14 protein-coding genes and 1 tRNA gene are annotated in these 14,023 nt (G+C 59.9%); 5 read left to right on the top strand and 10 right to left on the bottom strand.

Annotated elements, in window-relative coordinates; all coding sequences use genetic code 11:
* Nucleotides 1-63: 63 nt before the first annotated feature.
* Nucleotides 64-2,358: a beta-glucosidase BglX gene (bglX, locus tag AC4LE2_RS04715; protein ID WP_491824435.1), complete on the bottom strand. Its 2,295-nt coding sequence runs from the start codon at nt 2,356-2,358 to the stop codon at nt 64-66.
* A 194-nt stretch (nt 2,359-2,552) separates the two neighbouring features.
* Between bglX and AC4LE2_RS04720 the strand changes: the two genes are divergently transcribed.
* Complete coding sequence (locus AC4LE2_RS04720) at nt 2,553-3,770, top strand: class I SAM-dependent methyltransferase (protein WP_491824437.1); 1,218 nt, start codon at nt 2,553-2,555, stop codon at nt 3,768-3,770.
* A 1-nt stretch (nt 3,771) separates the two neighbouring features.
* Here AC4LE2_RS04720 and AC4LE2_RS04725 read toward each other — a convergent pair whose 3' ends face one another.
* Nucleotides 3,772-4,785: a DUF4917 family protein gene (locus AC4LE2_RS04725; RefSeq protein ID WP_491824439.1), complete on the bottom strand. Its 1,014-nt coding sequence runs from the start codon at nt 4,783-4,785 to the stop codon at nt 3,772-3,774.
* Nucleotides 4,786-4,947: 162 nt separating this feature from the next.
* Here AC4LE2_RS04725 and AC4LE2_RS04730 point away from each other — a divergent pair, with 162 nt between their 5' ends.
* Complete coding sequence (locus AC4LE2_RS04730; protein ID WP_491828049.1) at nt 4,948-6,045, top strand: glycerophosphodiester phosphodiesterase; 1,098 nt, start codon at nt 4,948-4,950, stop codon at nt 6,043-6,045.
* On the opposite strand, the gene AC4LE2_RS04735 is transcribed toward AC4LE2_RS04730, so the two are convergent.
* Nucleotides 6,039-6,254 (bottom strand): hypothetical protein, encoded by a 216-nt coding sequence (locus tag AC4LE2_RS04735; protein WP_491824441.1) that lies wholly within the window; start codon nt 6,252-6,254, stop codon nt 6,039-6,041. The genes AC4LE2_RS04730 and AC4LE2_RS04735 overlap by 7 nt on opposite strands.
* A 160-nt stretch (nt 6,255-6,414) precedes the next feature.
* Here AC4LE2_RS04735 and AC4LE2_RS04740 point away from each other — a divergent pair, with 160 nt between their 5' ends.
* Nucleotides 6,415-6,840 carry an HPF/RaiA family ribosome-associated protein gene (locus tag AC4LE2_RS04740; RefSeq protein ID WP_491824443.1) on the top strand — a complete coding sequence of 142 codons (426 nt, stop codon included), beginning with the start codon at nt 6,415-6,417 and terminating at the stop codon, nt 6,838-6,840.
* A 3-nt stretch (nt 6,841-6,843) separates the two neighbouring features.
* On the opposite strand, the gene AC4LE2_RS04745 is transcribed toward AC4LE2_RS04740, so the two are convergent.
* Both AC4LE2_RS04745 and AC4LE2_RS04750 read right to left on the bottom strand, forming a co-directional pair.
* Nucleotides 6,844-8,214, bottom strand: coding sequence for an amino acid permease (locus AC4LE2_RS04745; RefSeq protein WP_491824445.1), 1,371 nt, complete (start codon nt 8,212-8,214; stop codon nt 6,844-6,846).
* Nucleotides 8,215-8,455: 241 nt separating this feature from the next.
* Nucleotides 8,456-8,629 (bottom strand): hypothetical protein, encoded by a 174-nt coding sequence (locus AC4LE2_RS04750; protein WP_491824447.1) that lies wholly within the window; start codon nt 8,627-8,629, stop codon nt 8,456-8,458.
* A 101-nt stretch (nt 8,630-8,730) separates the two neighbouring features.
* Here AC4LE2_RS04750 and AC4LE2_RS04755 point away from each other — a divergent pair, with 101 nt between their 5' ends.
* Nucleotides 8,731-9,747 (top strand): IS30 family transposase, encoded by a 1,017-nt coding sequence (locus AC4LE2_RS04755; protein WP_491823487.1) that lies wholly within the window; start codon nt 8,731-8,733, stop codon nt 9,745-9,747.
* Between the two features lie 149 nt (nt 9,748-9,896).
* On the opposite strand, the gene AC4LE2_RS04760 is transcribed toward AC4LE2_RS04755, so the two are convergent.
* The 5 genes from AC4LE2_RS04760 to AC4LE2_RS04780 all read right to left on the bottom strand — a co-directional run bounded on the left by AC4LE2_RS04760 (nt 9,897) and on the right by AC4LE2_RS04780 (nt 13,132).
* Complete coding sequence (locus tag AC4LE2_RS04760) at nt 9,897-11,072, bottom strand: restriction endonuclease (protein ID WP_491824449.1); 1,176 nt, start codon at nt 11,070-11,072, stop codon at nt 9,897-9,899.
* Between the two features lie 293 nt (nt 11,073-11,365).
* Nucleotides 11,366-11,439 (bottom strand) — tRNA-Gly (locus tag AC4LE2_RS04765).
* Between the two features lie 73 nt (nt 11,440-11,512).
* Nucleotides 11,513-12,229, bottom strand: coding sequence for a pseudouridine synthase (locus AC4LE2_RS04770; RefSeq protein ID WP_491824451.1), 717 nt, complete (start codon nt 12,227-12,229; stop codon nt 11,513-11,515).
* Nucleotides 12,219-12,431 carry a cysteine-rich CWC family protein gene (locus AC4LE2_RS04775; RefSeq protein WP_491824453.1) on the bottom strand — a complete coding sequence of 71 codons (213 nt, stop codon included), beginning with the start codon at nt 12,429-12,431 and terminating at the stop codon, nt 12,219-12,221. The genes AC4LE2_RS04770 and AC4LE2_RS04775 overlap by 11 nt, the downstream gene beginning before the upstream one ends.
* 62 nt (nt 12,432-12,493) lie before the next feature.
* Nucleotides 12,494-13,132: an energy transducer TonB gene (locus AC4LE2_RS04780; protein ID WP_491824455.1), complete on the bottom strand. Its 639-nt coding sequence runs from the start codon at nt 13,130-13,132 to the stop codon at nt 12,494-12,496.
* A gap of 92 nt (nt 13,133-13,224) precedes the next feature.
* Here AC4LE2_RS04780 and AC4LE2_RS04785 point away from each other — a divergent pair, with 92 nt between their 5' ends.
* A complete protein-coding gene (locus AC4LE2_RS04785) occupies nt 13,225-14,013 on the top strand; it encodes a class I SAM-dependent methyltransferase (protein WP_491824457.1) in 789 nt (262 codons plus the stop codon).
* Nucleotides 14,014-14,023 lie beyond the last annotated feature (10 nt).

Genomic DNA, 14,023 nt, shown 5'->3' on the forward strand with positions numbered 1-14,023 from the left:
CAACCGATGTGTGGTTTAGGTGCCCGACGGCTGCTGCTAGCGCGCAGTACCGCCGGTGCCTGCTTACAGCAACTCGAACCTCGCCTGCTTGACTGCGTCGGAGTCCAGCCCCACTTGCACGTCGAACGCGCCTGCTTCGGCCGCGTATTGCAGCTGAGCGTTGTAGAACTTCAGGTCATCTTCGCCGAGGGTGAAGTTGACTTCTTTACGCTCACCCGCCTTGAGAAACACCTTTTGGAAGTTCTTGAGCTCCTTCACCGGGCGGGCCATTGAGGCCGTTACGTCGTGCAGGTACAGCTGTACCACTGTTTCGCCGTCCCGCTTGCCGGTGTTATGCACGGTCACGCTGGCGGTGAGGGTATCGCCACGTTTCAAGCGATGGCTCGACAAGCGCACATCTGACGTCTCGAACGTGGTGTAGCTCAGCCCATAGCCAAACGGAAATAACGGGCTGGTATCTTCATCGAAGTATTGCGACGTGTAGTTGCCGGCTTTGCCAGGGGTGAAGGGGCGGCCAATGGTGAGGTGGTTGTAATACATAGGTACTTGCCCCACGGAGCGGGGGAAGGTGACCGGCAGCTTGCCGGACGGGTTGAAGTCCCCGAACAGCACGTCGGCGATGGCGTGACCCCCTTCGGTGCCGCTGAACCAGGTTTCCAGCAACGCGTCGGCCTGTTCGTTTTCCCGCACCAGCGACAACGGCCGCCCGTTCATCAGCACCACCACCAGCGGCTTGCCGGTAGCCCTTAGCGCTGCTAACAACTCCCGTTGCGGTGCGGGGATTTCCAACGTGGTGCGGCTGGCCGACTCATGCGACATCCCGCGAGACTCACCCAAGGCCGCCACGATCACGTCCGCGCTTGCGGCCGCTTTGAGTGCTTCGTCAATCAGCGCTTGGGCAGGGCGGGGGTCCAGTTCTACTTCCGTGCGGTCGAAGATGATCCGGTTCAGGAACGCAACGCTATTACGGTCGTTAGTCACATTGGCGCCTTTGGCGTAGACCACCTGTGCCTGGCCGCCCACGGCGTCGCGAATACCTTTGACCAGCGTCACCGACTGAGCGGGTTGCCCTGCAGCGGACCAACTGCCCATCATGTCGATGGGCGCATCTGCCAAAGGGCCAATAACCGCAATGCTACCGGCCTTTTTCAACGGCAAGGTCTCGTTGGCATTCTTGAGCAGTACCATCGAGCGGCGGGCGACCGAACGGGCCTCCTCGCGGTGCAGGCGGCTTTCGGCGTTGGTGTCGGCCGGGTCATCGGTAGCCTTGCCCAAGCGCCGGTAGGGGTCGGCAAACAGGCCCATGTCGTATTTGCTTGAAAGCACCTCACGCACGGCGTTATCCACTTCCGCCTCAGGCACCTCGCCACTTTTCACCAGCCCTGGCAGCTCCTTGCCATATACCGCGTCGTTCATGCTCAGGTCGATGCCTGCACGAATCGCCAGCCGAGCGGCCTCGTGCCCATCGGCAGCAACACCGTGCTTGATCAATTCCAGAATGGCGCCGTGGTCACTGACAGTCAGGCCCTTGAAGCCCCAGTCTCGGCGTAGCAGGTCCTGCATCAGCCACGTGTTGGACGTAGCCGGTACGCCGTTGATGGAGTTGAGCGCTACCATCACCCCGCCAGCCCCGGCATCCAGCGCCGCGCGATAAGGCGGCAGGTAGTCCTGGTGCATCCGGGTGGGGCTCATGTCCACGGTGTTATAGTCACGGCCACCTTCAACGCCTCCATAGAGGGCAAAGTGCTTGACCACGGCCATGATGCTGTCCGGGGCGGCAACATCGCTGCCCTGGTACCCTTTGACCATTACCTTGGCGATGCGCGACACCAGGTAGGTGTCTTCGCCAAAGCCTTCGCTGCTGCGCCCCCAGCGAGGGTCGCGGGAGATGTCCACCATGGGCCCGAAGGTCATGTCCAGGCTGTCGGCGGCAGCTTCTTTAGCCGCCGTGCGTGCGCTGAGGGCGATGGCATCCATGTCCCAACTGGACGCCAGCCCCAGGCCGATAGGGAAGACGGTACGGTGGCCGTGGATCACGTCATAGGCGAAGAACATCGGGATCTTCAGGCGGCTGCGCATCGCCGCGTCCTGCATAGGGCGGTTTTCCGGGCGAATGACCGAATTGAACGTACCGCCAATGCGCCCTGCGGCGATTTCCTTGGCGATCTGCTCATGGGTCATGTCCGGGCCGATGCTGATCAGCCGCAGCTGGCCGATTTTTTCATCCAGGGTCATTTGCCCTAGCAAGTTGTTGATAAAGGCTTCTTTGCCCGCGACGTCCGTGGCTGGTGTGGCGGCCGATACCGATGGGCAAGCCACGGTGGCGGCCAGGCCAACAAGTAGGTACAGCATCTTCATGAAAGTAGTCCTGGGCAGGGCGCTGCGTCGCTAAACGTACAGCTGATCGCATTACATAATTTTTTTTAAAATTGGCAAGGGTCGTTGTAACCCATTGGCCGCTGCCGATCTAGTAGGCGGGCAGGGGTGTTGATGTTTTCCCCACGGGCCAGGCTGGCCTACAATGGCGCCCCGCTGTTTTTCGAGACCTGCCCATGCCTGCCGCTTCCGATGTGCCCACCCCTGCTGACGATTCCCGTGCTGCCTTCATGGCGCACGTCTCGCAGGCAGCAGCGCAAGGGTGCTGGGTCAAGTTGGTCCTGGCCCGCCCCACAGGTGGCGAGCCGGACCTCGAACGCATCACCTTCAAGCCGATGGTGGTCAAGGGGGAGCCTCGTTTGGGCGCCGTGCTGCGTTACCGCACGCGAGACATCACCCAGCACTACGCGTACGAGGAGGGGTTGGCACAGATAGACGCCGCGCTGCCCGCGCGTTTTCGCAATGCCCACCTGCAAACCACCACCGAAGCCGTGCAGTTGGAGTTTGGTAAAAAGGGCAAGGCGCGCTTGCATCGAGCAAAGGCCGCGCAGCCTCAGGCACCGGCAAGCGTTGAACATGACCGCGCCAAGCAGCGCTGGCTGGACCTGCAGCGGCCCTTCCTGATGGCCTTGGGGGTGACAGACAGCCAAGGCGCGTTGATTCCAGCCATGTCGCGCAAATGGAAGCAGATCAACAAGTTCATCGAAGTCTTTGCCCATGCGTTTACCCAGTCAGGGTTAGCGCCCGAGGCCTCGATCCAGGTAGCGGATTTCGGCTCCGGCAAGGGCTACCTCACGTTCGCCATTCATGATTACCTGCGCCACGGTCTTGAACGTGACGCCTGGGTAACAGGGGTGGAGCTGCGTGAGGACATGGTGCAGTTGTGCAACCAGGCAGCTGCTCAACTGGAGCACCCCGGCCTGCGCTTTGAGTGCGGGGACGTACGCTCCGTGGTACCGCCACGTATCGACGTGATGATTGCGCTGCACGCCTGCGACGTGGCCACCGACTACGCCATTCATACGGGCATTCGCAGCCAGGCGGCGATCATCATGTGCTCACCCTGCTGCCACAAGCAGCTGCGGCCTCAGATGGTCAGCCCTGACCCGCTGGGCCCGATGCTGCAATTCGGCCTGCACATGGGCCAGCAGGCCGAGATGCTGACCGACAGCCTGCGCGCCCTTTACCTGGACGCATGCGGCTATGAAACCAAGGTGTTCGAGTTTGTTTCGCTAGAGCACACCAGCAAGAACAAGATGATCCTGGCGGTCAAGCGCCAGGCGCCTGTAGACCCTGCGCTCAAGCTGGCGCGCATCAGCCAGCTCAAGGCGTTTTACGGGGTCAGCGAGCACTGCCTCGAAACCCTGCTGCGGGCCGATGGTTTGTTAGGCTGATTCAGCTTCGGGCCCGCACGGGCGGCTGGGGCAGGTACAGCGAAGGCAGGCCCAAGGGGTGTTGCGTAGTGTCGAAGAACTCCAGCGTCATGCGGTCGCCCAGTAGGTGCTGGTAGCGCTGTTTCTGACTCATCACCCAAGGGTCGCTCATGGGGAAAATCCCCACGGCCATGTGCCCGATAGGCGCCTGGCGTAACGCGGCGAGGATGTGGGAATCCTGTTCGTTGAGTTGGTGGCCGAATAGGCACAAGGGGCCCTGATGGTGGGCCAGGGTAGCCAGGCAACTGGACAAGTAGTCCGACCCGCGAATGCCACGCAGCTTGTCGGCACTGGTGCCCTCATTCACGAACAGGGGCACGTCACCTGGCGTGTTGATGGCAAAACCGTCGAGCAACTCGCTGCCACTGGCCGCCCGGCGTCGTGTGGCACCGTCGCGGTCTTTGAGCAAGTGCAGGCCACCATGCAGGTAGAACAACTGGTGCTCGCCTGTAGGGGGCTTGCGCAGGTCAAAGCCACTGTCCGCGTCCAGGCCGTCGTCGAAACCTTCAGGCGCTTCCCATACTGCCCAATGGCACAGCAGGTCATAGTTGGTGGAGTAGACGCGCGGGTAGTCCCGTAAAGCCGTGTTCATAGCCAGGCGAGTGCTGGTCGGTACCAGGCCCCACGGCACGTGGACACGGCGCATGGCGTGAATCAGCGCTTCTTTAATAGCGTAGTAGCGGTTTAGCGGCCCGGAAGCGCCGATGGCCAATGCAGCATTGACGCGAGTGGTGGCGTTAAGGGCACTGAGTGCTTGCTCGAAGCTGCGGCTACCCATGGCTTTGAACAGCGCCAGGTCGGTTTGCCCCAGGGGGCGGTTGCGTACGGTTTGCGCCAGCTCGAACAGCGAGTCATAGGCGAAGCCTCGCCACAGGGCGCGGCTGGCACCGTTGCCAAGGAGCAGGCCGGGGCGGTGGCCAGCCAGGCGGGTGTCGGTCCAGGCGGGGAGAAAAGCGTCAAAGGTCTGAGCAGTCATAGGTGCAGCAATGCAGAGGGTTTGGCGTACGACTGTAGCACGTGAGTGCAAAATTTTTGCCGTGTACGGCCCTGCTACGGCCGTGGTGCAGTACAGGCGAGCGTCGGCCTGGCGCTGCGTTATGCTCGTATCTCATACCTAAAGAGAGGGACCCTTGTGAACGTGAATGGAAAGTACCTCTGGCCCAGCGCGCTGTTGTGCCTGGCCTTGGCGGCTGGCCCTGTGCTGGCCGCCGCGCCATCCCCCGAAGCGCTGGCGCACAAGGCCAACATCGCTTACCCCGCCGTGATCGCTCACCGTGGCGCCAGCTATGACGCGCCTGAATCTACACGGCCTGCTTACCTGGCCGCCCGCGAGGTAGGCGCGGACTACCTGGAAATGGACCTGCAGCGTACGCGTGACGGCCACCTGGTAGCGTTTCATGACGATACCCTGCTCAGAACCACCGACGTCGCCACCCGGTTCCCCGAGCGCCGCGATCGGCCCATCAGTGACTTCACGCTGGCTGAGCTTCAGCAACTGGACGCTGGCACCTGGTTCAACCTCAACCACCCCCAGCGTGCCCGGCCCAGTTTTGCAGGCGCCAAGGTGCTTACGCTGGATGAAATCATCGACATTGCCGAGGCAGACCCTACTCATCGAGCAGGGCTATACATCGAAACCAAAGTGCCCAACCTGTACCCAGGCATTGAGGCAGACCTTAAAGCGAAGCTGATTGCGCGAGGCTGGCTGACGCCCACGGGCGAGGTTGCCGAAGGCCGCCGCGTGGTGCTGCAAACGTTCGAAAAGGCCAGTCTGGAATTGCTCGCCAAACAGATGCCCAAGGTGCCTAAGGTACTGCTGCTATGGGTAGGGGAGGGCAGTATCGAACCCAAGACCAAGGTGAGCTTTGCAGATTCGGAAGTGAAGGATAAAGCGGTGTGGTATGCCAGCCAGCAACCGGCTAGCAAGGAAGCGTTCACGGAGTGGGTCGATTTCGCTCAAGCCCATGGCGCCGTGGGCACTGGCCCTTCAGCGGCGCTCACCCAGGGAGGCGATCAGAGCTACATGGACCTGGTGCAGCCTTGGATGAACAAAGTCACCCACGCAAAAGGCCTGTTGGTGCATGTATACACCGTGGACGAGCCTGTTGACTTCGAGAAGGTCAAGAAGGCGGGCGTGGATGGAATATTCACTAACCGCGCCGCTGAACTGCTGAAGTTCTACGGCCGCCCGGCCCCGCGCTCCATACAGGCCATTCTAGCGGCCCAGGGCTACTGACCCGCACCACCGGTGTGCAGCGCCGAAATCCAGCGGCTCAAGGGTTCGGCGTTGCGATCGAGGGTGTCCAAGGCGTCACGCACGCTGCCTGCAGTGGCAGCGTCTTCGCCGCGTACCTCGACCCACAAGGCGAGTTCCTCAATCGCTGCTGCGAGGGCAATCTGGTTCTCATAGATTTTTTCCAAGGCATGGTGCAGCGAATCGGGCATAGCGCTTACTCCTAGGGCCTGCGGGTAAAAGGCTGGCTATTTTTGCTACCGGGTATAGCTGTGATAGGCCGGCGGCTTCTCAATTCAAATAAACCTTTCGTCGCTTCGCTGCTCCAAGCAAGAACACGTATTTGTAAATCATAGTCAGTGGAGAGCAGCCATGCAGGTACAGGTCAATAGCAACCAGGTAAATGCCGGCGTAGGTTTGCATGACTGGGTTGGCAGCACCGTAGAAAGCGCTTTGGAGCGCTTTGATGATTTCTTGACCCGTGTCGAAGTTCACGTCAGCGACGAGAATGCCAACAAGGCAGGTGCGGAAGACAAGCGTTGCCAGATCGAGGCACGGCCCAAGGGCCATTCGCCCGTGTCAGTTACCCACAAGGCAGACTCCATGGAGCTGGCCGTTGACGGTGCTGCCGAAAAAATGCGCCATGCGCTAGAGCATTTGATGGGCCGGCTGGATGAGCCCGTGCAATCCACCGGGCACCTAACCGCACCGCCCGTGCTGGAAGACACCCCAGCCGAAGTAGACGCCATGCTGGAAGACGACTTCCTGGCCCGCCGCGAAGCAGCAGGCAAAGAATAAAGATTAAGCGTCCGGGCCCGGCATTTCAGGTCGGGCCTTGCCTCCGCGTATTTTCCATACCATTGCCAACACCACCAGCCACCCCAGCCCTGCCCAGCAGGCTGCACGGGTATCCGGGTAGTAGCCCAGCGCACCCAGAATGAACAGCATGAACCCGATAGCCGCCAACGGCCCCAATGGCCAGAAAGGCACCTGATAGGCCAGGTTAGCGCTCCCTTCCTTGCCCAGCCGCTGGCGCATGGCGTGGTGCGACAGCAGAATCATCAGCCATACCCATACGGTGGCAAAGGTGGCGATTGCCGCAATCAGTAAAAACACGCCTTCTGGAATCAGGTAGTTCAGCAGCACCCCGGCCAGCAGCGCCCCTGCCATGACCAGTACTGTCGCCCATGGCACCCCGCGACGCGACACGCGGGCAAAGGCAGCCGGCGCCATCCCTTGTTTGGCCAGCCCGAATAGCATGCGGCCCGCACCGAAGACATCGCTGTTGATCGCCGAGATGGCAGCGCTGATTACCACAATATTCAGTAACGCCGCCGCCCACGGGAACCCCAACCCGCTGAAGATCTGCACGAAGGGGCTGCCCTCGCTGCCGATGTTTTGCCATGGGAACAGCGCCATCAGGACCAATAGGGTGAGCACGTAAAACAGCAAAATACGCAACGGCACGCCATTGATGGCCCGCGGCAGCGCACGTTGCGGGTCTTTGGCTTCGCTGGCCGCCAGCCCGATGATTTCCACGCCGCCGAAGGCGAACACCACCACAGCCAGGGACGCCGCCAGCCCCGAGACCCCGTGAGGCATGAAGCCGCCATGGGCCCACAGGTTGCTCAGTAGGCCGTCGGCAGGCGGGTGCAGCAGCAACAGTGCCGTGCCGCCCACAATCATGGCCACGATGGCGCTGACCTTGAGCAACGATAGCCAGAACTCTAGCTCGCCGAACATTTTAACCGAGCACAGGTTAAGTGCCGCGACCACGCCGATAATCGCAAGCACCCACACCCAACGGGGGACGTCTGGAAACCAGAACCCCATGTAGATCCCGAAAGCAGTAACGTCTGCAAGGCACACGATCACCATCTCAAGGGCGTAGGTCCAGCCGGTGACATAGCCTGCAAAAGGCCCAAGGTAGTCGGTTGCATAGGCGCCAAACGAGCCAGGGGCCCGGTTGTGCAGGGCCATCTCACCCAGTGCGCGCATGACCATGTAGACCGCTGCGCCAGCAATCAGGTAAGCCATCAATACGGCAGGGCCTGCCAAGGTAATGGCCGATGCCGAGCCATAGAACAAACCCGTACCGATGGCCGAGCCTAAGGCGATAAAACGGAGGTGGCGAGCGCTGAGGCCGCGTTGCAGGGAGGGGGTGTGGGGCATTGAAGGTCATTCCGGATCAGGTGCGTGGTGCGCGAACGCTAGGACGTCATGGAAGGGGTGGTTAAACGCTGAGAGCGGCTCAAAGGGGGGAGATCGTAGCAGGGTCGTTCTAGGTAGTTAACTGCAAAGCGCGCTGAAAGGCCCGTGCCAGTCTTGAGAGGTCTAGGGCTGAAAGAGGGATCCGTCGCTGTCGCAGTGCACCCGTGCAAACCAAAAACAAAAGGGGGAAGGTGTTGATACATCAGCGATAGACAGCCTTGAGCTGGCCTTTGGCGTCATAGACACCAGTCCTCATACGGAAAGCCTGGGCTTCAATAGGATCCTGCGCCAGGATCTGAGCCAGCTGACGGAAGCGCTCGGCTGCTTCGAGGTAGGGGTTTTTAGTCTTGCTGGCATTCTTAGCTTTTGCGGGCATGTCGACCTCCTGTAGCGGTCGGCGAAACATGCGCTGATTTTATAGGCAAGATAGCGGCAAAAACTGAGTGCAACACCTGACCTTTCCGGTACGGTATGCCTATGTCCTATCAAGAGCTCAACATCGAAGAACGCGTGACCATCCAAATAGGCACTCTTCAGGGCCTGAGCCTGAGGGCCATTGCCAGGATGCTCGACCGAAGCCCTTCGACCATCAGCCGCGAAGTGCGCCGCAACAGTCTGACCGCTCATCGCTATTCAGCCAGCCAAGCCCAGCAACACATGCGCTCTCGCCGCCAGGTCTGCCGCCCTGCGCTAAAGCTGGTCCCAGGCAGCGACCTGTTCGATCTTGTGGTCTATCTGTTGCGACAACGCTTTTCCCCACAGCAAATTGCAGGCAAGCTCAGGTCCATGGAATTTCCTAACTTTGAAGACACCTTCGTCTGTCGCGAGACCATCTACAACGCCATCTATGCGCTGCCAGTGGGCGAGCTTCGCAAGGAACTGATCATCTGCCTTCGCCAAGGCAACACCACCAGGCGCCCACGGTCTGGCGGTGTTGACCGGCGCGGTCAAATCCCTGATCTGGTCAGCATTCACGTACGACCGCCAGAGGTAGAGGATCGGCAAATGCCGGGCCATTGGGAAGGCGATCTCATAAAGGGCAAGGCCAATGCATCGGCTGTCGGGACCCTGGTGGAGCGAAGTACAGGCTATCTGATGCTGGTCAGGATGAACGATGCGACGGCCACCTCGGCTGTTGAGGGCTTTAGTGCGGCATTGAATCGTATGCCACTGGCGGCGCGTAAAACGCTGACGTATGACAGGGGTCGTGAAATGGCGCGGCACGCTGAAATCACCCAGCGCACTGGCGTGGCGATCTACTTCTGCGACCCGCACAGCCCTTGGCAGCGGGGCAGCAACGAAAACATTAACGGATTGATCCGCCAGTATTTGCCTAAGGGAGCCGATCTGTCAGGTGTAAGTCAGGAGCAACTGGATGCCATTGCGTACCAGTTGAACATCCGTCCGCGTCAGCGATTTGATTACAAATGCCCCATTGAAATGATGACGGCTATGATGGCTAAGCATCACCAGCCCCCCTCCTTAACTCAATAGCTGTGTTGCACTCAGCCTTGGCAACCGCCCAATTGACAGGTTTGTAGGTCGACCTCCCAGGTTTGTGAGTTGATATTGCCCCTTGCTCAGGTTTCCGAGTAAAGCATTCTCCGATCCTACACCGTGAGATGAGCGGCAGCACTGTAAGGCTAGACTCCGTGGTCTTCCTCCGACTCAGCCTGGAACACTTCAATCAGCTTCTGATTGTAATCGTCCAGATAAGTTTGCAAGCCCTCCCGATCCACCAACCTCACACCTGCAGTAGTTGCCAGCTCTGTGGCCGCCTTGGTGTAGTACGAGTTGGTGACTACCATCGCTTCGTCGCAGCCATAAAAGGCTTTTGCCGAGATTGCCTGCTGGACGGCAGCATTGCCCACCGAGCCTGTGTAGTTTTTTGCCTGGATCACCATGTTCTTTCCGAACCGGCTCACAAACAGGTCGGCCCCTTGGTCGGCGGTCTTCTTGGTCTCCTTTACGTCGAAGCCTATGGTCTGGAAGATCTCGACCAAGAATGCCTCGAATTGAAAGCCATCCATCGCGTCAACCAGATACATGGTGATAAACCGGTTTGGATTGAAATGCTCAAGCTGGCTAGCAAGACGCTCGACGAGGATGTCGAAGTAAATAGCCTCGCACAGACTCAGCCCACTACGAAACCCAGGCAGTGTCATTAATGGGGTACTTGCTGCGGCAATCGCTTGGGGGTTGAATTCCACCTCTGGATAAGCAATATCGTTTTCCCATAGGTAGTAGTAGAAGAGGGCAAGGTCAAAGCGGAAGGTCGTTCCTGCTTCATCGATCCATGAGCGAAGAGTCTCGTTTAGATCTGCTTTGATGTGCCGGTTGAGTTCTCTAGAGAACCCCAAATAGGTTGAGTTGAACACTGTAGTCAGCAGCAGTTTGTCCAGAAGCGACGGCAAGCCTTCAAGCTCATCGAACCCCTTTCTAATCAGCACTTCCCTGAACAGTTCACGCTGTGTATACGCGCCATCTATCCTTGGGCCAGGGACACCTGCGTCAGTCGAACCAGACGTGATTTCTCGGGTGGTATGAATGAAGTTCGTAAAGTATGGCTGCCGGAGCTCAGCATATTTACTCAGCACGTTCTTGAGCAGATCGTTCAATTGCGCCTGTTCCTTCTTCTTGCCTAAAAAATCCTTGATAAGTCCCTTGGACTGGTATTGGAAATCAGGGTAGAAGGAGGGGTCAAGCGGCGTCAGGTGATGAGCACGAAGCTCTGATGACGAGGAAACCTGCGGGCTATTGCACCAAGGGCAGGCGGTTTCGAACGTGGTTTTGTGGCATCCGTTGCATTGATAAATCATGAGCGTCCGTACTGGGCGAGGGGCTAAAGGCAATAGGTGCCTGGGTAGCCCTGATTAGCTATCGCCAACTCATGAGCAGCCTACGAGCACCGTTGCGTGCGCCTGAACGTTAGCTCAGTGTCTTATAGGCGTCCATTTTCATTCCAATGATCTGGCAGGCAGGCGATTAGCAGCACGCATTAAAGACGCTTGGCTTATGAAGGATCTGCGATGAAGGAAGTACGAGGCGCGCTTAACGGCGCTAAGACCAGAACGGAAATCGGCAGAAAAATCCGAAATGCCGCGAAAGAAACTGGAGCGGGTGGAGGGAATCGAACCCTCACCTAGAGCTTGGGAAGCTACCGTTCTACCACTAAACTACACCCGCTTGAGCGGTGTACTTTTTACCAGAAAGCTTTCCAAAAATGAACCTCTTTTTTGAGGCAGCGAAACGGCAAGGGTTAAACCGGCGGATGGAAGCAATCTGCCATGCGTTGTAATTCAGCCTCGCTCAGTGGCCGGTATTGCCCTGGTGCCAGGGCCGGGTCCAGTGTCAGCGGGCCGATGGCCAAGCGGTGCAAGCAGGTAACCTTGTTCTGAAAGTACCCAAACATGCGCTTTACCTGATGGTAGCGGCCTTCTACCAAGGTAAGGTAAGCCTTGCGTGGGCCAAGCACCTCTAGCAGGGCGGGCTGGGTGGTCAGCCCCTCGAAGGCAAAAAACACCCCCTCATGAAATACCGGTGCGTATTCGGGCTCGATGGGCTGCTCGGTTTCCACGTAGTACCGCTTGGGCAGCTTGCTGCCGGGGAGGGTGAGCCGCCTCGACCAGAGGCCGTCGTTGGTCAGTAGCATCAGGCCGGTGGTGTTGTAGTCCAGGCGCCCGGTCAGGTGCAGTTCGGCACGCTCGGCGTGAGGCAGCAACTCCATCACCGTGGGGTGGGCAGGGTCTGAGGTGGCGCTCACGCACCCAGCGGGCTTATGCAGCATCAGGTAGCGGGCAGGGCGGCCTCGCTGAACCTCCAGCCCGCGTAGGGTAACAGTGTGAACGCTGCGCACGTCCAGGCGCGGGTCGGTTACCCGCTGACCGTCCACTTCTACCTGCCCCAAGGCCAGCGCCAATTGCGCCTGCTGGCGGTTGAACGTAGGCAGGTTGGCTACGAAACGGTCAATCCGCATGGTTGGCGGGCGCCCTGGCAGCAACTACGCCGGCGGCGCAGCGTGGGCACAGGCAGGTAAGGTTACGCTGCGCCTCAGGCAGTGCCGCCAGAGCCTCGGGTGCTACCTGTGTGGTAAAGCACCAGCAAGGCGTTGTTGCGCCATTGGCCATTGCGCATTGGTTTGGGTCGCCACAGGTAGGGCAGGCGGTAGGGTGGCTCATAAATGCTTACTCACAGGCGCACAACACAGGGCCGAAACGTGGCCGAGCATTCTCGCACAGGCTCAGGCGGTAACGCGCAGGTTCTGCAAGACGATAGGGCGCGTCCAGCCGGTATCGAAGTCCAGTTCGTATTGCTGGTGAATCAGAGTAGGCGCGTCAAAGGGCACGTTTGGCGGCGGTAGCAGGTCGGCATCGAATTCCGCGATAGGCAGGTAGAGCGCGCGCGGCTTGGGCGCCGGGCCTGGCTCGGGTATGGGCTGGCCATTGTTGAGCACCTTCGGGCGGTGCCAGCCGGTGTCCAGGTCCAGCTCGAACTGTTGCGCCTGGAGGTCTTCTGGCGGATAGGGCAGGGCCGGGGCGGGCAGCAGGTCTGTTTCGAATTCCGCGATAGGCAGAAACAACGGCCGCGCCGGGTTGAGCGCGCGATCGTCCACGTCACAGTCGCGCTGCGCATTCACCTGCGCCAACCAGCGGCTGGCCGCAATGGGCTCGCCTTCCTGTGTAGTGACCGCCATGGGGTGAAGCAGTGGCGGCGCAAAGCCCCCTTCGCCGCTTTCCTCGCCGTTCTCTTGGGGTTTGAGCGCGGTGGCAAAAAAATCCTGCCACAGCTGGCTGACCCCGCCCAACGTCTCGGTATTGCGCCGGCTGAAGTTGCCAACCGGGGACAGGTAACCAATAGGTGGAGAAATGAGATCGGTCATGGCGTTCAGTGGGCTGCGTGGCTCTGGCAAAATACCGGATACCCTGGCTATCGGCCGACCTTGGCGAAGATTTAATTTTTTGAGAGCACTCTATGCAAGAGCTACCTGCTGCCTGCCGCATTCAGGTCACGCCGTTAGGCGCGGCCTTCGTCGAAGCGGCCCAAACCCTGGCCGTTGCGCTGGGCTTGCCTTTGGGAGAAGGGGAGGCAGACTTCGCGCTTGAGGTGGGGCCTGCGGGTGTGCGTTTGCAGCAACTGGGCCCTGGCGCGCCTGGCCCGGTGTGGGTGGACTTTCTCGAAGGCGGGGCCGCGCACCGGCGTCAGTTCGGCGGCGGCAGCGGCCAGATGATTGCCAAGGCGGTAGGCCTGCAGCCCGGGGTTCGCCCCCATGTGTTGGACGCCACCGCAGGGCTGGGTCAGGATGCCTTTGTGCTGGCGTCTCTGGGTTGCCGCCTGGACATGATCGAGCGCCAGCCGATCATCGCTCAACTGCTCAGCGATGGCTTGCTGCGGGCGCGCGCCGATGCGCATGTCAGTGTGATCGTTTCGCGCATGACCTTGCATCAAGGGAATGCCATTGACGTAATGCGCCACTGGCAAGGTGAGGTGCCTCAAGTGATCTATCTGGACCCTATGTTCCCGCACCGCGAAAAAAGCGCCCTGGTTAAAAAGGAAATGCGCGTGTTTCGCCCCTTGGTCGGTGACGACCTGGACGCCCCTGCGTTGTTGGAAGCTGCCTTGGCCCTGGCCACCCACCGGGTTACGGTGAAGCGCCCGCGCAAGGCCCCGCCCATCGAGGGGCCAGCCCCCAGCCTTACTCTCGAAGGCAAGTCCAGCCGGTATGACCTCTACCCGAAGAAGTCCCTCAAGCCCGGCGCCTGACCCGCCGTTG

Source organism: Pseudomonas sp. 9.3L, assembly GCF_058536285.1.